This is a genomic window from Halogranum roseipondis, from assembly GCF_059695585.1.
In genome coordinates this window covers 3,583,076-3,600,676 of record NZ_CM185235.1, presented here as the reverse complement: position 1 = coordinate 3,600,676, position 17,601 = coordinate 3,583,076, and the positions used below count along the sequence as shown (strand labels likewise).

30 protein-coding genes are annotated in these 17,601 nt (G+C 59.8%); 2 read left to right on the top strand and 28 right to left on the bottom strand.

From position 1 onward, the window contains the following. Positions 1-149: 149 nt before the first annotated feature. The 10 genes from EOHIBHHM_RS18850 to EOHIBHHM_RS18805 all read right to left on the bottom strand — a co-directional run bounded on the left by EOHIBHHM_RS18850 (position 150) and on the right by EOHIBHHM_RS18805 (position 8,514). Entirely contained in the window at positions 150-476 is a 327-nt protein-coding gene (locus EOHIBHHM_RS18850; RefSeq protein WP_497253356.1) for a hypothetical protein, read from the bottom strand. 6 nt (positions 477-482) lie between these two features. Next, the gene (locus tag EOHIBHHM_RS18845) at positions 483-824 is read right to left on the bottom strand and encodes a hypothetical protein (protein WP_497253354.1); all 342 of its coding nucleotides are present in this window, start codon (positions 822-824) and stop codon (positions 483-485) included. Further along, positions 821-1,147, bottom strand: a complete 327-nt coding sequence (locus EOHIBHHM_RS18840; protein WP_497253352.1) for a hypothetical protein — start codon at positions 1,145-1,147, stop codon at positions 821-823. The genes EOHIBHHM_RS18845 and EOHIBHHM_RS18840 overlap by 4 nt, the downstream gene beginning before the upstream one ends. A 584-nt stretch (positions 1,148-1,731) precedes the next feature. Then, positions 1,732-2,823 (bottom strand): hypothetical protein, encoded by a 1,092-nt coding sequence (locus tag EOHIBHHM_RS18835; protein WP_497253350.1) that lies wholly within the window; start codon positions 2,821-2,823, stop codon positions 1,732-1,734. A 328-nt stretch (positions 2,824-3,151) separates the two neighbouring features. Further along, entirely contained in the window at positions 3,152-4,405 is a 1,254-nt protein-coding gene (locus tag EOHIBHHM_RS18830; protein WP_497253348.1) for a hypothetical protein, read from the bottom strand. A 10-nt stretch (positions 4,406-4,415) separates the two neighbouring features. Continuing rightward, positions 4,416-4,577, bottom strand: a complete 162-nt coding sequence (locus EOHIBHHM_RS18825; RefSeq protein ID WP_497253346.1) for a zinc ribbon domain-containing protein — start codon at positions 4,575-4,577, stop codon at positions 4,416-4,418. A 2-nt stretch (positions 4,578-4,579) separates the two neighbouring features. Continuing rightward, positions 4,580-6,142, bottom strand: coding sequence for a hypothetical protein (locus EOHIBHHM_RS18820; protein ID WP_497253344.1), 1,563 nt, complete (start codon positions 6,140-6,142; stop codon positions 4,580-4,582). A gap of 120 nt (positions 6,143-6,262) precedes the next feature. After that, on the bottom strand, positions 6,263-6,484 hold the full coding sequence (locus EOHIBHHM_RS18815) for a hypothetical protein (RefSeq protein ID WP_497253342.1): 222 nt from the start codon (positions 6,482-6,484) through the stop codon (positions 6,263-6,265). 57 nt (positions 6,485-6,541) lie between these two features. Beyond that, positions 6,542-7,699 carry a hypothetical protein gene (locus EOHIBHHM_RS18810; RefSeq protein WP_497253340.1) on the bottom strand — a complete coding sequence of 386 codons (1,158 nt, stop codon included), beginning with the start codon at positions 7,697-7,699 and terminating at the stop codon, positions 6,542-6,544. A 290-nt stretch (positions 7,700-7,989) separates the two neighbouring features. Further along, the gene (locus tag EOHIBHHM_RS18805; RefSeq protein WP_497253338.1) at positions 7,990-8,514 is read right to left on the bottom strand and encodes a hypothetical protein; all 525 of its coding nucleotides are present in this window, start codon (positions 8,512-8,514) and stop codon (positions 7,990-7,992) included. Between the two features lie 425 nt (positions 8,515-8,939). Here EOHIBHHM_RS18805 and EOHIBHHM_RS18800 point away from each other — a divergent pair, with 425 nt between their 5' ends. Beyond that, a complete protein-coding gene (locus EOHIBHHM_RS18800) occupies positions 8,940-9,458 on the top strand; it encodes a hypothetical protein (protein ID WP_497253336.1) in 519 nt (172 codons plus the stop codon). Continuing rightward, entirely contained in the window at positions 9,458-9,898 is a 441-nt protein-coding gene (locus EOHIBHHM_RS18795) for an ERCC4 domain-containing protein (RefSeq protein WP_497253334.1), read from the top strand. Before EOHIBHHM_RS18800 ends, EOHIBHHM_RS18795 begins: the two co-directional genes overlap by 1 nt. Positions 9,899-10,062: 164 nt before the next feature. On the opposite strand, the gene EOHIBHHM_RS18790 is transcribed toward EOHIBHHM_RS18795, so the two are convergent. The 18 genes from EOHIBHHM_RS18790 to EOHIBHHM_RS18705 all read right to left on the bottom strand — a co-directional run bounded on the left by EOHIBHHM_RS18790 (position 10,063) and on the right by EOHIBHHM_RS18705 (position 17,181). After that, the gene (locus tag EOHIBHHM_RS18790) at positions 10,063-10,362 is read right to left on the bottom strand and encodes a hypothetical protein (protein ID WP_497253332.1); all 300 of its coding nucleotides are present in this window, start codon (positions 10,360-10,362) and stop codon (positions 10,063-10,065) included. 2 nt (positions 10,363-10,364) lie between these two features. Next, on the bottom strand, positions 10,365-10,508 hold the full coding sequence (locus tag EOHIBHHM_RS18785; RefSeq protein ID WP_497253330.1) for a hypothetical protein: 144 nt from the start codon (positions 10,506-10,508) through the stop codon (positions 10,365-10,367). A gap of 327 nt (positions 10,509-10,835) precedes the next feature. Next, complete coding sequence (locus EOHIBHHM_RS18780; protein WP_497253328.1) at positions 10,836-11,069, bottom strand: hypothetical protein; 234 nt, start codon at positions 11,067-11,069, stop codon at positions 10,836-10,838. A gap of 110 nt (positions 11,070-11,179) precedes the next feature. Beyond that, positions 11,180-11,461 carry a hypothetical protein gene (locus EOHIBHHM_RS18775; RefSeq protein ID WP_497253326.1) on the bottom strand — a complete coding sequence of 94 codons (282 nt, stop codon included), beginning with the start codon at positions 11,459-11,461 and terminating at the stop codon, positions 11,180-11,182. Then, positions 11,461-11,748 carry a hypothetical protein gene (locus EOHIBHHM_RS18770; RefSeq protein ID WP_497253324.1) on the bottom strand — a complete coding sequence of 96 codons (288 nt, stop codon included), beginning with the start codon at positions 11,746-11,748 and terminating at the stop codon, positions 11,461-11,463. The genes EOHIBHHM_RS18775 and EOHIBHHM_RS18770 overlap by 1 nt, the downstream gene beginning before the upstream one ends. A gap of 100 nt (positions 11,749-11,848) precedes the next feature. Then, positions 11,849-12,139 (bottom strand): hypothetical protein, encoded by a 291-nt coding sequence (locus tag EOHIBHHM_RS18765; RefSeq protein ID WP_497253322.1) that lies wholly within the window; start codon positions 12,137-12,139, stop codon positions 11,849-11,851. A gap of 249 nt (positions 12,140-12,388) precedes the next feature. Then, positions 12,389-12,727, bottom strand: a complete 339-nt coding sequence (locus tag EOHIBHHM_RS18760; protein WP_497253320.1) for a hypothetical protein — start codon at positions 12,725-12,727, stop codon at positions 12,389-12,391. After that, complete coding sequence (locus EOHIBHHM_RS18755; protein WP_497253318.1) at positions 12,720-12,887, bottom strand: hypothetical protein; 168 nt, start codon at positions 12,885-12,887, stop codon at positions 12,720-12,722. The genes EOHIBHHM_RS18760 and EOHIBHHM_RS18755 overlap by 8 nt, the downstream gene beginning before the upstream one ends. Then, positions 12,888-13,175 carry a hypothetical protein gene (locus EOHIBHHM_RS18750; protein ID WP_497253316.1) on the bottom strand — a complete coding sequence of 96 codons (288 nt, stop codon included), beginning with the start codon at positions 13,173-13,175 and terminating at the stop codon, positions 12,888-12,890. Between the two features lie 121 nt (positions 13,176-13,296). After that, a complete protein-coding gene (locus tag EOHIBHHM_RS18745) occupies positions 13,297-13,683 on the bottom strand; it encodes a hypothetical protein (protein WP_497253314.1) in 387 nt (128 codons plus the stop codon). Continuing rightward, a complete protein-coding gene (locus EOHIBHHM_RS18740; RefSeq protein WP_497253312.1) occupies positions 13,680-14,024 on the bottom strand; it encodes a hypothetical protein in 345 nt (114 codons plus the stop codon). The genes EOHIBHHM_RS18745 and EOHIBHHM_RS18740 overlap by 4 nt, the downstream gene beginning before the upstream one ends. Before the next feature lie 121 nt (positions 14,025-14,145). Continuing rightward, positions 14,146-14,295 (bottom strand): hypothetical protein, encoded by a 150-nt coding sequence (locus EOHIBHHM_RS18735; protein WP_497253310.1) that lies wholly within the window; start codon positions 14,293-14,295, stop codon positions 14,146-14,148. Further along, the gene (locus tag EOHIBHHM_RS18730; RefSeq protein ID WP_497253308.1) at positions 14,295-14,819 is read right to left on the bottom strand and encodes a hypothetical protein; all 525 of its coding nucleotides are present in this window, start codon (positions 14,817-14,819) and stop codon (positions 14,295-14,297) included. The genes EOHIBHHM_RS18735 and EOHIBHHM_RS18730 overlap by 1 nt, the downstream gene beginning before the upstream one ends. A 101-nt stretch (positions 14,820-14,920) precedes the next feature. Beyond that, the gene (locus tag EOHIBHHM_RS18725; RefSeq protein ID WP_497253306.1) at positions 14,921-15,808 is read right to left on the bottom strand and encodes a hypothetical protein; all 888 of its coding nucleotides are present in this window, start codon (positions 15,806-15,808) and stop codon (positions 14,921-14,923) included. Between the two features lie 45 nt (positions 15,809-15,853). Beyond that, positions 15,854-15,997, bottom strand: coding sequence for a hypothetical protein (locus tag EOHIBHHM_RS18720; protein WP_497253304.1), 144 nt, complete (start codon positions 15,995-15,997; stop codon positions 15,854-15,856). Positions 15,998-16,004: 7 nt separating this feature from the next. Beyond that, entirely contained in the window at positions 16,005-16,373 is a 369-nt protein-coding gene (locus tag EOHIBHHM_RS18715) for a hypothetical protein (protein WP_497253302.1), read from the bottom strand. A 124-nt stretch (positions 16,374-16,497) separates the two neighbouring features. Further along, the gene (locus EOHIBHHM_RS18710; protein WP_497253300.1) at positions 16,498-16,794 is read right to left on the bottom strand and encodes a hypothetical protein; all 297 of its coding nucleotides are present in this window, start codon (positions 16,792-16,794) and stop codon (positions 16,498-16,500) included. Between the two features lie 24 nt (positions 16,795-16,818). Next, positions 16,819-17,181 carry a hypothetical protein gene (locus EOHIBHHM_RS18705; protein ID WP_497253298.1) on the bottom strand — a complete coding sequence of 121 codons (363 nt, stop codon included), beginning with the start codon at positions 17,179-17,181 and terminating at the stop codon, positions 16,819-16,821. Between the last annotated feature and the right edge of the window lie 420 nt (positions 17,182-17,601).

Genomic DNA, 17,601 nt, shown 5'->3' with positions numbered 1-17,601 from the left:
GGGCAATGACCAGTCCAGTTACGCTGACGGCCGTCACCGACGTGGTGGCCACACTTGATGCAGACGAACTCGTTGAGTCCCGGTTCGAGGGGAATTGCAGACATGATTCTGTTAGGTTGGTTGGGTAGTCGTGGTTGGTTGGTTGGTGGTTAGATGCCGACACGCTTCATCCGCCGGATACGGCCACCCGTATCGACCGCGCGGCCGTCGGGGTAACTCGTCAGGCGGAGTCCGCCGCTGGGCATGGACAGTACCTTGGAAACGACGTGCTTGCTGACGCCAGCGCGGCCGTTCTGGACCCAGATGACCCAGATACCGCGACCGCCGAACAGCCAGCCCTCCCGCGCCTCGATGGCGTCATCAGCGCGGGTAAGCTGGAGTCGGTTGGTCGTGGTCTCGGCGACGTCGTCGACGCCGGTCAGCTTCTCGATGTCGTCTCCAGTATGGATGAATAGGTGTGCTTCTGAGGCACTCATTGGTGGTTACTCTCGGGCACGAAGGGCCGCGATCAGCTCCTCGGTCGACTGATTGGCCGGGATGTCGCGGGCCTTCGCCAACTCTTGGAGGTCGCGGTAGGTCATCTCCTCCAGCCGAGAACCCGCGTCCTCGCCGGAATCATCGGTGTCTGTGGCGTCTGTCACTCCTTCGGCATCGTCCGGGCTGTCTGTGGCCGGGGTTGGTGACCACCCTTCCGGGCGCTCCACCAGTACCTCAACAGCCCCGGCAAGGCCGGTCCGTAAGTCGTCAATAGCCACCACACGTCCGTCAACATCGAAACCGCCGTCATCGTCAAAACCTACACGGAGAACATCGTAGCGGGTCATGGCTGGCGAGCACGGATGCGGTCGCCTTGCTCGATCCGCCGGTAAACAGACCCGACGAGGTCGACGGCCTGTTCGACGAACTCGACCATCTCCTCGTCGGCGTCTTCATCGGCTCGTATCTCAGCGAGGGCAACGCGGACATTTCCGATGGCCCCGCTCGACCACGACTTCATGTAGTCGAGGTCGTCGTGCATTTTCGAGGCCGCCCGTGCGAGTGCGGCCGCCTCCTGTACCTGAATAGGTGTCTCCGTCTCCGGCTGTTCTGGTTCTACTTCGGGCTGTTCCTCTTGTTGGGTCTCGGATAAATCGTCTCTGTCGGTCATGGTTGTGATCTTGTAGAAAGGAGTGTTCTCGGTCTTACTGGACGTCCGGCTCAGAAGGTCCGACGTCGTTCGCTGGGTTCAGAGCAGGCTTTGTACGACCTGCGATTCCAGAGCCACCGTCGTTACATCGGCCGCTGAATGAATCCTCGGGAAGCAACATGGGCTTCGCCGAGATAACAACTGCACAGGTAGCGTCGTCGCAAATGACGTCGCCGTGATCGTCATACCGCCCAATCTCTCCACATTCGGGACAGGTCATCGTGTCGCGGGAGACCTCCTTGAGGAGGCAGTTGGCCCCGTTGAGGCCGGGGTACATCTCCCACCACACTTCTCCGAGCCACGTCGGTTCTGAGTGGGCGGAGAGGATGCGGTCGACTTTTGTTACATCTGCACGGCAGTCTGTACGGGTTACGGGCATAGTCTTACTGCGGGTTTGTGATCGCGGCTGCTGACCGCGGGTTGGTTATATCTCTCGGGAGTCAACCGAGAGAGGAGAGCACGAATTGCTCACGTCGCATACGAGAAGGCCAATATATAAGCTTGTCGAACTTTCTTAAAGTTTTGAATTTACAGATTATAGATTGTTACTGGAAGTACACGGGACGGATGTTCGAGACCGGTTCGTCGTCGGTCACTTGGATGACCCACGCGCCCGGTCGACCGCCCGCGATTCCGAGACTATCCGCGTACTCTCCCGCAGCAGGAAGCGCCCCACCCATGATGACGGGACGGCCCGCAACCGGTTCCCATTTCAATTCGTGGTAGTGGCCCCAGAAGGCGACGTCGAACCCGCCACCGTTTGGACGGGGATCGCGGTTCGCGGACTTGAGAAGCCACGACTGCCAGCGTTTCTGCGCCGAGTTTGTCCCGATATGGGACATGGCGTCGTTACCGTGTCTCATGTGACCCAGCCAGCCCTCAATACTCGCGTCCGTATCGCGGCGCATCCAAAACTCGGTGTGGGTCTGCCAGTTGTTCGTGTTGACCGTGACGTTATCGAAGGCCGTCCGAGCCAGCAGGTCAAGCTGGTCGAATAGGAGGTCGTCCGCGTTCGCCTGCTCGGAGTTCGAGCGGGTGCGGAGTTCCCCGTGGTTGCCGTGCTGGCAGACGACGTTCACGGCCGGGAACTCGTCAGCCAACGTTCGGATAACCGACCCGTAAGTCTCCGAGGCGTGGCGCATCTGGCCACGGAGCTTCTTGTCGATGTGGTGCGGCTGGCTCTTGAAGATGTCTTCGCCCGTGATGTGGTCGCCGTTCATCAGCAGGTGAACGTTATCGACCGTGCAACCGAGCCGTTCGAGGCGGTCCTTCTCGGCGAGGATTTCCCCAAGGTGCTGGAAGACGCGGTCCTCGGCGATGTCCGATGAGAATGTCTCGTACACTTCGCCGTCAACGGTGACGCCCGTCGAGGTCTCTCCGAAGTGATCGTCGGTGCGGAACATGACCAAGTCGATCCCGCCCTCGGTGACCGGGTGATCGGCCCGAGCGGGCGGGTGATAGGCCAGCTTCTCTCGCAGACCAAGCTCCAACTCGTGAAGGAAGTCGTTGGCCTTCTTCGTGATCGTCTGCTTGGAGGCAGTTGGCGTCCGAATCGTGTCTATGGGGACGCCACCGTCGGTAATGGGCGTGGCCACGATGGCCTCCCAGATACCCTCGCTGCTGTCGAGAGTGATCATGCCCGGGTTCGCCTTTTCGATGCGTCGGAAGATGTCGTAGACGCCGCTCGTGGTCTTATAGTCAAGAGCGTCGGCAACGTCGTCCGCAGTCGCAGGGAGAACTTCGAGTGCTGCCCGCTGGTTGGTGGTTAGAGTAAGGTGGTCAAACATTGTGGTTGGGTAGATATCGCTGTCTCGGCAGGCCACAGCGACTAAAAGACCTTTCCGGCGTCGGTCAGACGTTTCTCTCCAGAAACTGAATCTGTGCCGGTATCAAGAGGGCAGAGCCTTGCCAGCTCCTTTCCCCCCTCTTATTCTCATATCTCATCTTATACTTTTTGATAATGGTTTATATTTTTACATAATTGGCACTCCACGTCGAGCACGCCCCCTTGAGGCAGAACTCGTCGGCGACGTCCCAGATGGTCTCACAGTTCATCGGGTTGTATGCTCGGCTGATGTACTCGGCAATCCGCCCACAGGTGTAGTCGTGATCGAAGTCCGGGTGTTGGGCGAAGAACTCAACCATCGTCCCACCGACAACCGAAATACGCTCTCGGCCGCTCGTGGTCTTCTCGACCTCGATCTCGATTGGGACCTTCCGGTCCATCATGTGGGTGATCACGAACAACTCCATCGAGTGCGACGCCGACCCCCAACGGAACGCCTTGGGGTTCTGGACGAAGGCTTGGATGCACGGCTTGGTCGTGAACAGAAACGGGATGTCCTCGACCTCAATGGCGTCGTTCTGCCCGGCGACGTACCGCTTGAGGCGCTCTGGATCAGCCTTCCCACCAGAGGACGAGAACGCGCTCGTCGGGGCGGTTTTCACGTAGCCGATAATCCTCTCGGCGGCGTCTGGCGACGGCACACGCTGGACGTCTGCCGGGACAGGACGCCGTTCCCGCGTCAACTCAATGTAGCGGTCGGGCGTCATCCGGCAAACCTCGTCGATGGACACCGGCACACAGTAGCGCGGCTCGTCGAACAGCTTGGTTGCCCCGAGGTGGAGCGTGTTCGGGACCCGCGTCATACGTCCGAGGTCCGACGAGGTGACGTCGAGGTACTCCGGGAGGTCCGAGATACCCGTCACATCGGTCAGCCGCTCTAACAGCGCGTCAGCGTAGGCGGACAGCCCGCGCTTGTACTGGTAGAGGTCGTCGGTGATTACCGGCAGCGGCTCGAAGTCGAGGTAGGCGTGGACGCCCTTGTTCCCCGACAGCGAGAACCGCCAGTAGTCACCCAGACCCTCGTCGCGGATGTATTGGGTGAACTTTTGCACCCGGAGAAGCAGCCGCGAGAGGTCGCGGACCCACATCTCCTCGGTGATCTTCCGACCCGTGTAGTCCTTCGAGTCGTACTCCGGAATGTCGAAGTCGAAAAACAGGCTGTCAACGCGAGGGAGGTTCCCGTCCTTGGTGTGGCCATCCGGGAACGAATACGTCGAGATGAACGGCCAGTTATCCGGCTCGTCTTCCGCGGCCAACAGCAACTCGGTCGCCTCGGTCGGCCCGGTCGCCCATCTCTGATATTTCGTCACTCGGCATGGCCACGTCGGCGACCACACACGAAGCGCGTCGAGAACGTATGCCTTCTCGGGCATCGTGGCCACGCTATTTCAACCTCCGCTGGCACTCTGGGCACAGCCGGGAACGCGGGTGAACGTTGGCCCCGCAGTAGGGACAGGTCGTCGGTTCTGGTCGACGGCGCTTCGGGCCGGGAGGCGTCCCGGTTGCGAACGTCTGGAAGGGTGTGAGGCCACCGTGTCCGAACATGATTAGAGCTTTCCGTGGGTGTCTGCGTTCGTGCTACCACCGTCAGTAGCGGGCTGTGCGAAGGCACCAAGGCCCTCAGCGGGCGCGTTCTCGGCTTTGGCCTTCTTCGGCGCGTCGTCTCCGGCGTCGTCAGCGGGCTTTGCGGCCCCACCAAACGGCTCGTCGAAGATGGCGGCAACGTCTCCGGTCGCCTCGTCGACGGCGCTCTGGAGCGACTCATCTTCGGTGATGTCCACCTCCTCGCCCGTATAGGGGTCGATAGCGAACAGGCCGTCGCCCTCACAGAAGCGCCGGACGTACTCGTCGGCGACGGCCTCCGGGATGCCGTCGATGTTGTAGACCTCGCGCGCGGCCTCCTCGACGATCTGGTCGTAGTCGAGGCCGATCTCGTGCTCGGTCAGCGTTGCGAAGTCCGACAACGAGTACGTGTTGGGATTCCCTTGGTGCTCAGAGACGAACATCCGCTCTTGCATCGAGGACAGCGAGCGGGCGACATCTTTCGTCGTGATCGAGTAGCCAGCGCGGCCGAGGCCCTGCTGGATGTCCGACTTCGACGGGCTGTAATCAGCCTCCCGAAGGAACCGGAGAACGGCTTGGTCCTCGTCAGTTAGGTTGAGCGCCGACAGTACCATGTTCTCGCCCATGATCTTCATGGCGTACCAGACGTCGGTCGGAGTCGACAGCATGGTGAACCCGCGACCGGTGTCGACGGTGAACCGCTTGGTATGGTTGATCAGCGTGATCGTCTCGATGAATCCCAGCAGCTTGTCGAAGTCGAAGCGCGCCTCGGCGAATTCCGACGGAAGAACGCGCTGGATGAACAACTGTTCCGCGGCCGGGTTGATGATCGAGTTGTTCGGGTGGTCGTGGAAGTCGTCGACGGGGATTTCCCCCATGTACTGACGAATCTGGGCCGCCTCAACTGGCGAGATCGACCGGGAGGTCTTCCCGGCGTGCTCGCGTGCCTTCCGGCGCATGATGGCCTCGGTCTGGCTCTTGGAGCCGTCGACGCCCATCATAAATGCCCGCTTCTGGAACTCCGGGTAGTCGTTAATGTCGAAGTTCCGGTTGTCGGTTGCGACTGTCGCCAGAACGGTCCGAGGACATTCGAGAATCTGCTCCTCAACCTGCTCACCCTCGGCCTTCTGGATGTTCGTCTTCTTCCGGGTGGCCTTCTTGCCCTCGCCCCACGGCTTGGCAATCTTCTCGGTCTCCTCGTCCATCCGGGCGAGGTCGCCGAGGTAGTGGACGTCGTAGCGGTTCATCTTCTCGGCGTCGTAGTAGGCCGCCGTGTCCGAAGACGAGCCGGACGTCCACTCGTAGACCGTGTCCGGCGGGTAGAGCTTGATCGCCGTCTCGACGACCATGTCCTTACCGCCTCGGGAGATGCCGTAGAGGACGATCAGCCCGCCGCGGACCATCCCGACTGTGACGGTCAGGACGGTATCCTCCTCGCCGACAAGCCCGTGGTCCTTCGCCAGTTGGAGCAGGGCGTGGAACGTCGGCGGGTCTTCGGTTTCGTCGATGTCGACGACTACGTAGTCAGTATAGTCTGCTTGAGACATTGGTTTCTGGTTGGGTTGGGTTAGGGTACGGTTCGGTCCGGCCGCGTTTCATACGCCTATTTCAGTTGGAGTGCTGGGCCGAGAACCGAGCTATCCTATTCAGGTGGCACGGACCTTACCTTAGTCGTCCGAGCCGGTGTCGCCCTTTTTCGAGGCAATCCTGCGGGCGAGTTCGCGCTCGACGCTGTCCTCGACCACGCGGGCGTACTCGTGGTACACCTCCGCGGGATCGTCGCCGTCTTCGAGCGAGACCTCGATGGTCCCGCCGAAGGTAACCGGCTCGAACTGATTTAGTTGGACCTTACGGTCGAAGTGAACGGTGATGCTGGTTGGGTTTGCCATGTGAATTACAAAGGAAACGTGGTGTGTTCTCGGTCTATACAGGCCGCCTCAGACGGCTCAGTTGATGGCCGCCTGAATCAGCGTGTCGTTGCCACCGAAGTCGTCGACCATCGCCTGCGTCAGATCGTTACCTGAGTCGGCCACGAGATCGGTCAGGAGTGCCCCGGCGCGGGCAGCGTCGTCGAAGTCGAGTTGCTGGCAGGTAGCGATGAAGTCCGAGATCGCCTCGGGGTGCTCACCGGTCGGCGCGGTCGGGCCGTTCGAGACCTTCGCACGAGACTGCCCGCCGTCGGTTGCCGGGGCCGAGGCCGCAGCATCCGAGACCGCCCCCGTCTGGGCGGGTGCGTCGCCCTCGCCATCGTCGTCGTTCTTGACCATGACCTCTGCGCCCGTCTTGACGTCCTTGAGGATCGGGTGGGCGTAGAAGCGGTCCGACTGGTTGGACTTGCGCTTGACCTCGAACATCCCGACGCGGCGGTCCTGAAGGTCCTCACGCAGGACGTTCTCGCCCGAAGTGTCGGCCAGCCAGTTGTGGATGTCCTCCTTCGAGAGAACCATGTTGCGGCCCTTCTGGGTCAGAATCTTTGCGAGGGTGACCGAGGCCGCCTTCGGGCCGTAGTCTTCCGAGCCGGAATACCACATGATCACGTTACCGACCTCAACCGGCTTGGCCGGGTCCGCCTCGTGGACGACCTCCGACTCGAAGCCGGAGATAATCTCGTCGACCTCCTGCTGGGCGGTGGTGTTGCCCTCTTGTGCCTTCTGGAGGAGCGTCTGGTCGATGTGCGGCTTGCTGACGACGTCCATCACGCGGGCATCGACGAGTTCGTACCGCTTCTCGGTGCCGCCGTAATTCTTCACGAGGAACTGGTTGGCGTCCGAGACGTCGGGAATGTACTCCTCGACAGTCTCGCCCGTCTCCGGGTCGACGAGGCAGGTGGGCTGGCGGCCGACGACGTCCTTCCACGGGAACAGCTTGAACTTGTCTTTCTCCGCGTCGTGGTAGAGGCAGCCGTCGACGAGCTTCACGTCGGCGAGCTTCACGGCCAGCGACTGACCCCACTTGTTCGCGTTGCCGAACACCTCGTCGAGGCTCCCTTCGATGACCGCGTTCGACTCCAGTTTGAGGCTCTTGTCCTCGTCGAAGTTGCCGGAGTTGTTCTGGTTGGTGGTCTGGGCGCTGTCGATGCTGTACGCGTCGTAGTTGTAGTTCATGGTTGGGTAGAACTTGGGTTATTTCTGGTTGGGTCGCCATCACGGCGGGCTATGCGGGTCTGGGTGGGGGCTGTCCTTTCCCCACCGCCAGCTACGGACTCGAACCGTAGTCGGAACTACCAGTCTGGCTAAAACGTGAGCGGCCGAGAACCGACCGCTCTCACAAAGACAAGTGGACAACCCATGAAAGGAGGGCGAGCGTCAGCGGAGAAACGCTGTCTAACCTCGCTCCCTCCTCTAATACTCATAGAATATCTTAAATGTATGTGTTTCAGGATAGTTTATCTCGATCATACATCGGGCCACTCCTTGCGGAAGTGTTCTAGATTGTATGTGTAGGAGTTGGGATCGTTCCCAAGTGCGAGTCGGAACCGCTCGATAGACTGCATCACATCGAGGAAGCCCTCTCGCGTCCGCTGGCGGTTTTCTTCGAGTGCCGGGAGTATTTCCTCACGGAGGATCGAAACGGCCTCGTGCGACGCTAGCACGTCCCTCTCGATGGCCGACAGGAACCGGTCGATGTCGGCGCGTCGCTTGATACGGATTCGGTGCGTCGTCACGGCCCGGCGCTCGTCGGTGTCGTGCTGGTACATGATGCCGTGAGCGGACAGGAACTCGTCGAACAGCCCGACCAGCGCCTCGAACTTGGTGTGTATCTCAATCACAGGAGAAATGCTGTAGCCGACCGCGTAGGACTCTCCCTTCGAGACGTTCACCTGTATACAATCCGAGAAGTCGACGGCCCCACCGATGTAGGGATACATCCACGGGTCGACCGGCGGTTCCGTCTCCGGGTTTTCGTGGCCCTCGTTCATACCGGAGAGTACCCCAGAGAAATACTTAATACTACGTATGAGTATCAGATGGGGGACAGCGGTCGGGAGTGGTTGACTTCCGTCTCGATCACGGTCCTCTCTTGTGCTGCCTGTACTACTGTCTGTATAGGATGGCTGATTAGACATTGTCTGATTAGGACTCTACCCTATTAGGAGATACCCCAACAGGAGTACCCCACTTGGGAGTACCCTATTAGGAGTAGGGTTCTTGGCCTGATTAGGTAAAGCCGAATTAGGATACCTACTATGGTACTCTACTATAGTACCGTGGTGTCACTCTATTAGCACGGTCCTCACCACATCGTGCCAATTGAGTAGCATACATTCTGTGCTATCTGCTTAGCATGGCCGTCCATCTCTGCGGGCAGTTCTGGATAGGCACTCGCTTAGACGAAATTCTATCTATGTCCTTCGACGAAACCCAACCAGAACCCCTGACTGAACCGGATACGAACAACAACACGAAGTTCTACGGCTCGGATGCCAAGTACGCCACCCCAGATCGGCTGGATGGCTCGGATAAGCTGGCCAGCCATTACGACCGGCTCGCGCAATACAACCGCGGTATCCGAACCGGACGCACCCGGATGGACCAAGAACTCATGCGTCGACAGGATAATCTCGCCCTGTTTGACGCCGTCTCCAGCCAACTGGAGCTGACCAGATACCAGAAGTCGGTTGGACGCCCGCTGTTTGGCGACCTGCCGCTGTCTAAACTGTCCACGCCGGGTGGGATCGACGCGACCCTGTGTGCGATCATGGTTGCAGCCCACGTCTGCAAACAGGATGATCGGAACTACCACCCGAACCGGAAGTCCGAGAACAACGATGCGCTGTTTGCGGACTACCTTGACTCATTTGACTACCCGGAGAAGGCCATCCGCTCGGCTTACGCCAAAGTGGGAATGGAGGTGTGCCTCTAATGGAGTACACCATCCTCTACGACGACCGCGAGAAACTGCCGTGGACGATGCCGGGTGTCCATATGGAATCCGCCCGGCTCGACGTCGGCGACTATACCGTCAAAGGCTTCGAGGATGTCTTCGCGGTTGAACGCAAGTCCATCGACGACCTAACTCGGTCGGTTGGAACAGACCGAGAACGCTTCGAGGCCGAGATCATCCGCGCCCAAGACATGGCCGACTTCGTGGTCATGGTTGAAGGCACCAAGGATGACATCCACGAGTGGGACTACTACAGCCGCATCCATCCAAACGCCGTGATCGGCACCTGTGACAAATGGGAGCAGTTCAAATATGGCACCTTGAAGTTTGTCTGGGCAGACGACCGCGAGGAGGCCGCCCAACAGGCGTTGGCCAAGCTGGATAAGTGGTTTATGACTCACGCGCTTGGCCTGTTCTAAGACAGCTTTTCTTTGGCACACGACCGGCAGACGTAGTTGGCCGATCACTCTTGCGCCGCGTATTTCCATACACCATCGATATTTTTGATACGACAGCTATTCAGGATAATTCCGTCGCAAAGCTCACAGGTGGGCATTTAGCTTGAAATAGTCGCGCTCTCGGCCTATTCAGACGCCGACCACTTCTCATCGAGCTTGGTTAACTCGCCGCGTTCGAGAGCGCCGCGAAGCTCGCCGAGCGTGTGAGTCGTGTGGGTCTCCTCGGTCACGTTGAAGAACTTGACCGTGGGCGATTCTCCGTCCTCAACGTTGAATACGTAGCAGAGGCCGTACTGCATCTCACCCGTAAGTGGGTGCTCCCCCTTCGGGAACCGAAGCTGGTCTCCGGGGGCGAACGTGACGTCGTTGATACTAACCGTCGGGCTGCCCTCGACCGGTTGCGGGTATCCGGTTTCGTATTTCATAGTCACTTCCCCCATGCGACGTAGTTGGAAAACAACCAGTCTCCCATTAGTTGTTCAAGGACTGCTTCAACCTGTTCTGGTTTGAGACCGGTCTCGGAGGCTATCTCCGACGGCACGATTTTGCTGCGTTCGTCTTGTTTGCTCATAGCTGGTGGTTGATTCTCGGCCCCATAAAATTTCCCTCAGCGGGTTGGGGCGTACAGAAAAGGAGGGGAGTTCTCAGGCGGTCATGGAAGCCGGGTGTGTTTCAGTAGGCTTCGTGGCCATAGTCCGACACGGGAAGGTCGAGGGGCACTTCATGGCCGCACTCACCACAGATCCAAACCTCATGTGGGCCGTAGTGGGAGTCGGTCGTCATCATGTACCCGTCGCCGTCGTGCCTACAAGGGTAGGGCATTTGTTCTCAGTCGTAGCAAGTTCTGGCGAGGTAATAAATATGACTGCAATACCGGCCAGAGCGTCGGTCTTAGGTGTTACCGCTTCTGGTCAACGCCGCCGCTGAACCGGAGCCGCTCACCGAGGAGCGGAATGGAATCCGGGTGTGGCTTCTGCACCGAGTGGATGGTGCTCGGGTGGACGTAGACGCCACGGTCGCCTGATTGTATGTGGACGCGCTTCGAGCCTGCCGACCGGACAGTCCCGTAGCGGATTCGCCCTTCGTAGGTGAACTCGGCTCGGTATCCGGGTGGGATTTTCTCTGGGTTCATTGGTTGGTTGGGTTAGATCAGATCGCTTCGCCTCCCGCGTTTCATTCTCCTATTTCAGTTGGTCTGCTGGGGAGGGAATTACACGGTTAGCTACGTAATGGCACAATCGTTCACATATCCGGCTCTGGCCACTCGGCGGTGTCCTTGTCCGTTCGGAAGGCACCGGCTTGACGGAGTTCGTGGGCCGTGAACGTCCCGACGTCCCATCCCCCGTAGGTTATCGGAGAGCGGACCCGACCGAAGTAGATGAGCGTGTGTTTCGTGACCGGCTCGCCGTCCACGTAGTCGACGACCACATCGTGGTAGCCGTCGATGTCGAAGACTTGCCACTCCCACTCGGGGAGGAACGCGGCCTCGAAGGTGGCGATGGGTTCTCGGTCTTCGTCGGCCATCAGAACTCCACCCCCATCCACGACTCTCGTTCGGCAATCCGCTTGGGGTCTGGCTTGAAGTCGTCCGGGACTTTCCACTCGAACAGACGGGGTTGAAGCTCCTCGTAGAGTTCGAGCGCGGCGTCATACCGACGCTGGATGTCGTCAGCGTCTGACTGGAACGGAAGCGTCCGGTGCTGCTCGTGGGCAATGAACAGGCGGAGGCCGGAGACGATGGCCGCAAGTTCGTCGTCGGAAAAGTCGTAGGCGTTGTTACCGAGTTTCGGGATGATAAGTTTCTCTGGCATGGTTAGGCAAATAGGTGGATAATGGTCAACAGGAGTAAGACGCCGCTCGCCCCGAACCAGAGTGCGATGCCAGCCTCGACGAGGTGGTAGTCGTCGACGGTCACGCCGGGACACCTCCGTCGACCCACTCCCGTGGTGGCGGACAGCCGAACGGGTGGTCGGACATGAACTTGAGTGCGGCTGCCTTGGCCTGCATCTTGCCCTTCGAGCCGCCGGAGTTGGTGCCTCGAATCTTGTAGTTCGGCGGGGCGTAGACGGATGTGAACAGCGCCTCCCAGCGGCCGCGGTCGTTCTTCTGGACGATCACCCGGTATGGGCTGGTCTTGTAGGCGTACTTGATGAACTCGTCGTGGTCAGCGAGTAGATGCCAGTTGTTGTGTTCGTCAATCATGGTTGGGTAGGTTGGGTTGGAGTAGGTAGACGCCGTTACCGGCCGCGTCCGTGGCCGCGGTCTCGAACAAAGTCGAGGCACTCGGCGCACATCGACTCCGCACCCGCGGTCAGGTTGCCGCAGGTGTCGTAGTTCACACACGCCCCCTCGGGCTTTGCGTCATTGGGGACGAGAGTTAGTTGGGTCGTTCGGGCGGTCATGGTTCGGTTGGGTGTCCCTCCGGCCCTCCATCATCGGGACGCGAACGCCCTACTCTAACCAGAGCACCCGTGAGCCGAACTCATCGGGTGTCTCGTTCATCGAGGCGGCGTGGGCGTGGTACGGCAGCGCCATCTGGCCACGCTTGTCGTAATCGCGGACGGCAACCGTGAACTGCTGGTCAAGGCCGGGATGGACCCGTTCAACCGGTACAGCATAGGTGAGAAGGACCGAGCTACTGAATGGGGGAATCTCCATTAGCGTGATCGCAGTTGCCTCGGTCGGCAGCGTCACCTCATCGCCCACTTGGACGGTCGTGCTGTGGGGGATGTATTCGCGGTCAACGACCGGCAGTTCATCTGTCTGTGTCTGCGTCTGGGTTTCAGCCATATCTGATGTCGGTGCTCACGGTCATGGTCACCACGTTCTGCTCGGGGTTGATGTCCATGTCCGTAATCATGCAGCGTTCCTGTAGCAGTTCTCCGGTTGCGGCGTCGACGAGGTCGAGCGCGAGGGTGCCAACGAGGCGATCTCCGCCCGTGAGCGGCACTTACTCGCCTCCAAAGCCGCTGTCCGTATAGATGCTGTCACCGACTCGGCCGTTCGTGGCGGGGTCGGCCGTCGCAGTCTCGGCGTCCTCGTCGGTGAGAGCGTTCTCGGTCTGTTCAGGCTCATCGTCCTCGACAGTCCGAGTGTGAATCGGCGTAAACGAGACGTCCTCAAACTCACCGCCGGTAACGCGTTCCAAGCAGCGCCGCTCGATGTCCGAGTCCGAATCGTGCTTGGTGTGTTCGACGTCGACAATCATCTCGACTTCAAGGGTGGTCACGTACTTCATGGTCGTCTGTGGTTGGGTTGCCCCCTTGCCGGTCAAGGGGAAGGCCGGAGGAGGAATCGAACCTCCTACAGAGACACCAGTCCGGCTCGACTACGTAGAATGGGAACGCTCCCGCTTACTCTTATTCGTCGACGACGGCCTCAAACAAGGCGTCGCTCCCATAACTGAGCTTCTCGTACAGCTCATCGAACGCCCGGAAGATGTCGTCTTGGAGCGGGTCAACCGGCGACGTGTCCGCGCCCGTCTCCTCACCGACGGTCGAGATGATCTGGAGCACCTTCTCGACCGTGGCCGGGTCAACATCCGGGTCGGCCTCGGACAGCGCCTCAACACGAGCCTTGGTACGAGCTAGCGGCGACATTGCCTGTCCCGGTTCGTGGTCGTCGCGCACATCTTCATCGGTCGCGCTCGTCTCCGAAATCCGGATGCCGAGTTCGCGTTCACAGACAGATGCGGTCTCGGCCGTGAGAGCCACCATCGTCTTCCCGATGTCTTCGTCTCGAATCATCGGCCATCCTCCTTCTCGAACAGGTATCCGAAGCGGCTGGTGTACTCCGTGTCGTCCGGGACGGCCCAGATGTGCCAGCGACCTTCGCCGGAGAGGTCGTACTCTATCTGGGTGACGCGCCACTTGGCTGCGGCGAGAAGGACGAACAGGAAGCACCGACCCTCGTAGTCTCCGGTGAAATTCTGCTCGTCCTCTCGTGCCCAGCGGCGGCACGAATCGACCTCAAGGTCAAGGCTCTCGCCGTACTCGGCGATGCGCTTCTCGATCAGGTCGATAGAGGCAGGTTGGCTGGAGTTGGCTTCGGCGTCGGTACTGTCGGTAGAGTTGTTGATGGTACTCATGGTTGGGTTGGATTCTGGTTGGGTTTTGGTTCGGTCTCCACGTTTCATGCGCCTGTTTCAGTTGGAGTGCTGGGAGACAAGCGTTCTCGGTCTGGTTTGGTCAACCGCTTACAGCGCGGGCCTACCGCTGGATGCGGAGCGACTGGTAGAAGCGCCCGACCCAGCGGTCGGTGTCGTATATCTCCGAGGGGTCGACGTCGACGTACTTCGCCCGCTTGAGGCTGGCCCGACCGGCCGTGCCGAGGTGGTCACCGAGGGTAACTCGACGCATTACTCCATCGCCTCCTTGACTTCCGCGGCCTCCTCAATTACTCCTGACGTGGTGAACCCCTTGGCCTCAGCGAGGCTCGCAGCCGGGATGGAGAGTTTTCGGCGGATGTCCTTGAGCTTCTTTGCCGTTAACTCGCGGCCGTATTTCTCGTGGTCGTAGGAGGCTACGAACAGGGCGTGCCGGAGGTCGAGGACCTCGTCGTAGTCCAGTTCGATGGACTCGTCGCCGACCGAGATCGTGGCGACGTCCTCGGACTGTTCCGACTCTGTTTCCGGGTCGGCCTTCTTGAGGCGGACGCGGTTGCCGACGATGGATGCAATTTCGAGGCCGTGGCGCTCAATGGCTTTGAGGTTACCGTCGGAGAGGAGGTACTCTCCGTCGGCGGTCGTGTAGTCGAGGGTGATGACGTACTTCTCACCGACCTTGTCGACCGTGTCCAGCGGGAACGAGAGCATCAGTTTTCCGAGGAGGTCGTCGGTCTGGTTGGATTCGGTGCTGTCGTCGGTGTTGAGTGTCGTGCTCATGGTTGGGTTGGTTGGATATTCGTCTGGCTGTACTCGGCTCGTCTCGGCCCGCGTTTCATGCGCCTGTTTCAATTGATGTGCTGGGGCCTGTCTGGGCTGGATTAGTCTGCCTTGTAGCTGATACCTCCCGCACCGCCCGAGTGCTTGGCGTGCTGCATGAAGTTCGCCGCATACTCGACGCAATCAGCCGGGGCGTAGATGTCGACGATCATGCTGAACAGGTTGGACGTCTTCCCGAAGCGGACGGCCATCGGGAATGGCGGCGGCGTTTCGCCGCGGGTCAGCTCGTTAACGCGGTCGGAGAACTCCGAGCGGTCCCACGTTGAGTGCCACCCACCGCCTATCTCAGCGAACTCGTCCCAGCCGTCGACGTCGACGCCGTCCGGGCCGTCTGAATAGGAGCGCCAGCCGTCGACGGGGACCTGTTTCTGACCGAGAACCAGCCCCTGAATCAACTCCATCACCGCGCCGTCTTCGAGGTACTCGAACTCGGAGTTGTACTCCCCGTGGTCGAACACGACCGGCTTGTTCGCAGAGACCTTCCAGCGGCGGCCGTCGGGCATGGTCACCACGACCGTATCGCCGTACTCCTCAAAGGACTCGTAGCAGCCGCCGCACATTACGTAGGCGTCGTCTTCAGGGTCGATGTTGAAGTACATTCCACCGGGGTCCTCGACGTACTCGACGTGCGTCTGGTAGCCCCAATCGTCAACACCGCAGTATTCGTGGCCGCCGCACATCCAGCAGGACTCCTCGGTCTCGCCCATGTAGATGGTCTCGTCACAGACGGCGCAGTCGGCCGTCCGAATGGCCGTTGGGTCCTTCGTGTACCACTCCTCAGCCGGGGCGAACGCCCGCGCTGCCTTGAGGGGAATCGGGCCGTCCTCGGAGACGAATTGGGCGAGCTTCTTGGCTTCCCAAACGCGGAGGCCGTCGGCGTCCATGTAGTGCTGTGCGTTCTGCTCGATGGTTTCGTGGATGTCGCTCATGGTTGGGTTGTCTGGCTAAGTTAGGTTGGGTTGGATTGGGTTGGGTTAGTACGGAACACCGAGGCTGTGCTTGGCGACCGCGAATGAGATGATCAGCGCGGCCATGAAAAGCGCCCAGAACAGGTTGGTTAGGGCGTCAGCGATCTCGGGTGGCAGTTCCACAATCGGCAGGTAGTCTCGGACGTTCATCTTCGGGTCAGTTGTTGCTGTGCTCGAATGGGTAGATGGTCACCGCGTAATGCTTCTCATGGGTGTGTTCAAACGCCTCTCGTCGGAGTTCGGCAACGAGAATGAACGTCCTGAATGAGATGTCGTCGGTCCAGATGAACCGGTAGCGGTTGTCGCCCTCGCCGCGGTGGATGTCGCCCTGTTCGATGCAGCCCTGAATGACTCGGCCTTCGATATTCCGCTCACGCTTCATATCGAGGAAGTGGCTTACACCGTTCGGGTGGGGAGCCGGGACGGGCTGGTACGCAGCCGTGTTTCGGGGGACCACTTCGACCGGGAACTCATGCTCGTAGTCAGCGAACGTTTCTTGGACTTCTTTGTGGGTGGCTATGCTCATTAGGGTGGTTGGGTTGTCCAGATAGCCGTGGTTGTCTCGTCGGTCGGCGGCTACTCGACCGAGTCACAGAACCGCCCGGCCGGGACTCGAACCCGGCTGCGGCCTTCGCGGACTGGTTGGGTGGTTATTCGACTCGGTAGACGACGGTGCCGTCTGTCTGGAGTTGGTTGTCGTCGACGACCAGCCCGTACATCAGTAAGAGATCGTGCTCGTCGAGGATGTCCGCGAGGGTTGCATCTTTGTCAAAGTGGAGTTGGAGACGGGCCGGGTTCTCGTTCCAAAGCGACCACTCGGTCACGGTGTAGAACTCGCTGCCCATCACCCACTTGAGATACTCGTAATCCGACAGGCTGCGCGGGTTTTTAGGTGGCTTCTCAAAGTTGTCCGGGACGACCGTCAGGTGGTTAATTCCGAGGCTCATGGTTGGGTAGGTTTGGATGTGTGGTTAGTAGAACGCGCAAGCCGTATCGCGGACCTCGACGAGGACCGTCTCCTCGTTTAGCTCCGACTTGACGTAGGTGGCGAGATCGGCGACGGTCGCCTCGTCCGCTCGGTCCGCGAGCGACTCGACGACTTCGACATCCTCGCCGACGAGGTCTCCGGCTGGGGAAAGCCAGCTACCACGCGCTGGGTAGCTGGTTGCGCCGCCGAACGTGTCCGACAGCCGCGTTTTGATCTCGTCGATGACTCGGCTCGCGGCTGGCTTGGTCGTCGGGACGTAGACCCGGACGACTTGGCGGTAACTGAACGCGCTTTCGGTTTCGGTTGCGGGCGTTGCGACTACGTGGTTGGGGTTTTGGGTAGACATCTCTGGTTGGGTTGGTTGTGTTCAGAAAATCGCCGGGCTGGTTAGGCCCGTATCCCCCCTCTTGTACTCATCAGGGGTATTAACTGTATAGGTCGGTGTCGTGTTTGGCTATTTGCACCGGAGGATTGCCGCATCGAGGCTATCGAAGGTGCAACCGCAGTAGGTGCAGCGGTAATCAGCCGGGTTGGTCCACTTGTTGAGGTGTCGCCGCTCGACGAGTCGGTGACCGTTCAGGTAGATTGGCTTGGGAAGCTGTGCAACGTCTGAGTGGGATTGCTGGATAGACATTTGTCTGGTTGGGTAGGTCTGGTTAGGTTCTGATCTGGTTGGGAGATACCCTATTAGGAGGAGGGTTCTCGGTCTGATTCGGTATTACCCTATTAGGATACCCTACTATGGAATAGTAGGCTATCTGTAGTA

What these genes read in the sequence shown, in the direction of transcription:
- EOHIBHHM_RS18710 (WP_497253300.1), bottom strand. Translation starts at nt 16,794, where the DNA reads ATGAGCCTCGGAATTAACCACCTGACGGTCGTCCCGGACAACTTTGAG.
- EOHIBHHM_RS18815 (WP_497253342.1), bottom strand. Translation starts at nt 6,484, where the DNA reads ATGGCAAACCCAACCAGCATCACCGTTCACTTCGACCGTAAGGTCCAA.
- EOHIBHHM_RS18720 (WP_497253304.1), bottom strand. Translation starts at nt 15,997, where the DNA reads ATGAACGTCCGAGACTACCTGCCGATTGTGGAACTGCCACCCGAGATC.
- EOHIBHHM_RS18780 (WP_497253328.1), bottom strand. Translation starts at nt 11,069, where the DNA reads ATGAACCCAGAGAAAATCCCACCCGGATACCGAGCCGAGTTCACCTAC.
- EOHIBHHM_RS18820 (WP_497253344.1), bottom strand. Translation starts at nt 6,142, where the DNA reads ATGTCTCAAGCAGACTATACTGACTACGTAGTCGTCGACATCGACGAA.
- EOHIBHHM_RS18775 (WP_497253326.1), bottom strand. Translation starts at nt 11,461, where the DNA reads ATGGCCGACGAAGACCGAGAACCCATCGCCACCTTCGAGGCCGCGTTC.
- EOHIBHHM_RS18730 (WP_497253308.1), bottom strand. Translation starts at nt 14,819, where the DNA reads ATGAGCACGACACTCAACACCGACGACAGCACCGAATCCAACCAGACC.
- EOHIBHHM_RS18785 (WP_497253330.1), bottom strand. Translation starts at nt 10,508, where the DNA reads ATGAGCAAACAAGACGAACGCAGCAAAATCGTGCCGTCGGAGATAGCC.
- EOHIBHHM_RS18810 (WP_497253340.1), bottom strand. Translation starts at nt 7,699, where the DNA reads ATGAACTACAACTACGACGCGTACAGCATCGACAGCGCCCAGACCACC.
- EOHIBHHM_RS18735 (WP_497253310.1), bottom strand. Translation starts at nt 14,295, where the DNA reads ATGCGTCGAGTTACCCTCGGTGACCACCTCGGCACGGCCGGTCGGGCC.
- EOHIBHHM_RS18805 (WP_497253338.1), bottom strand. Translation starts at nt 8,514, where the DNA reads ATGAACGAGGGCCACGAAAACCCGGAGACGGAACCGCCGGTCGACCCG.
- EOHIBHHM_RS18770 (WP_497253324.1), bottom strand. Translation starts at nt 11,748, where the DNA reads ATGCCAGAGAAACTTATCATCCCGAAACTCGGTAACAACGCCTACGAC.
- EOHIBHHM_RS18765 (WP_497253322.1), bottom strand. Translation starts at nt 12,139, where the DNA reads ATGATTGACGAACACAACAACTGGCATCTACTCGCTGACCACGACGAG.
- EOHIBHHM_RS18750 (WP_497253316.1), bottom strand. Translation starts at nt 13,175, where the DNA reads ATGAAGTACGTGACCACCCTTGAAGTCGAGATGATTGTCGACGTCGAA.
- EOHIBHHM_RS18740 (WP_497253312.1), bottom strand. Translation starts at nt 14,024, where the DNA reads ATGAGTACCATCAACAACTCTACCGACAGTACCGACGCCGAAGCCAAC.
- EOHIBHHM_RS18745 (WP_497253314.1), bottom strand. Translation starts at nt 13,683, where the DNA reads ATGATTCGAGACGAAGACATCGGGAAGACGATGGTGGCTCTCACGGCC.
- EOHIBHHM_RS18760 (WP_497253320.1), bottom strand. Translation starts at nt 12,727, where the DNA reads ATGGCTGAAACCCAGACGCAGACACAGACAGATGAACTGCCGGTCGTT.
- EOHIBHHM_RS18825 (WP_497253346.1), bottom strand. Translation starts at nt 4,577, where the DNA reads ATGTTCGGACACGGTGGCCTCACACCCTTCCAGACGTTCGCAACCGGG.
- EOHIBHHM_RS18790 (WP_497253332.1), bottom strand. Translation starts at nt 10,362, where the DNA reads ATGAAATACGAAACCGGATACCCGCAACCGGTCGAGGGCAGCCCGACG.
- EOHIBHHM_RS18835 (WP_497253350.1), bottom strand. Translation starts at nt 2,823, where the DNA reads ATGATCACTCTCGACAGCAGCGAGGGTATCTGGGAGGCCATCGTGGCC.
- EOHIBHHM_RS18795 (WP_497253334.1), top strand. Translation starts at nt 9,458, where the DNA reads ATGGAGTACACCATCCTCTACGACGACCGCGAGAAACTGCCGTGGACG.
- EOHIBHHM_RS18725 (WP_497253306.1), bottom strand. Translation starts at nt 15,808, where the DNA reads ATGAGCGACATCCACGAAACCATCGAGCAGAACGCACAGCACTACATG.
- EOHIBHHM_RS18840 (WP_497253352.1), bottom strand. Translation starts at nt 1,147, where the DNA reads ATGACCGACAGAGACGATTTATCCGAGACCCAACAAGAGGAACAGCCC.
- EOHIBHHM_RS18845 (WP_497253354.1), bottom strand. Translation starts at nt 824, where the DNA reads ATGACCCGCTACGATGTTCTCCGTGTAGGTTTTGACGATGACGGCGGT.
- EOHIBHHM_RS18705 (WP_497253298.1), bottom strand. Translation starts at nt 17,181, where the DNA reads ATGTCTACCCAAAACCCCAACCACGTAGTCGCAACGCCCGCAACCGAA.
- EOHIBHHM_RS18800 (WP_497253336.1), top strand. Translation starts at nt 8,940, where the DNA reads ATGTCCTTCGACGAAACCCAACCAGAACCCCTGACTGAACCGGATACG.
- EOHIBHHM_RS18850 (WP_497253356.1), bottom strand. Translation starts at nt 476, where the DNA reads ATGAGTGCCTCAGAAGCACACCTATTCATCCATACTGGAGACGACATC.
- EOHIBHHM_RS18830 (WP_497253348.1), bottom strand. Translation starts at nt 4,405, where the DNA reads ATGCCCGAGAAGGCATACGTTCTCGACGCGCTTCGTGTGTGGTCGCCG.
- EOHIBHHM_RS18715 (WP_497253302.1), bottom strand. Translation starts at nt 16,373, where the DNA reads ATGAGCATAGCCACCCACAAAGAAGTCCAAGAAACGTTCGCTGACTAC.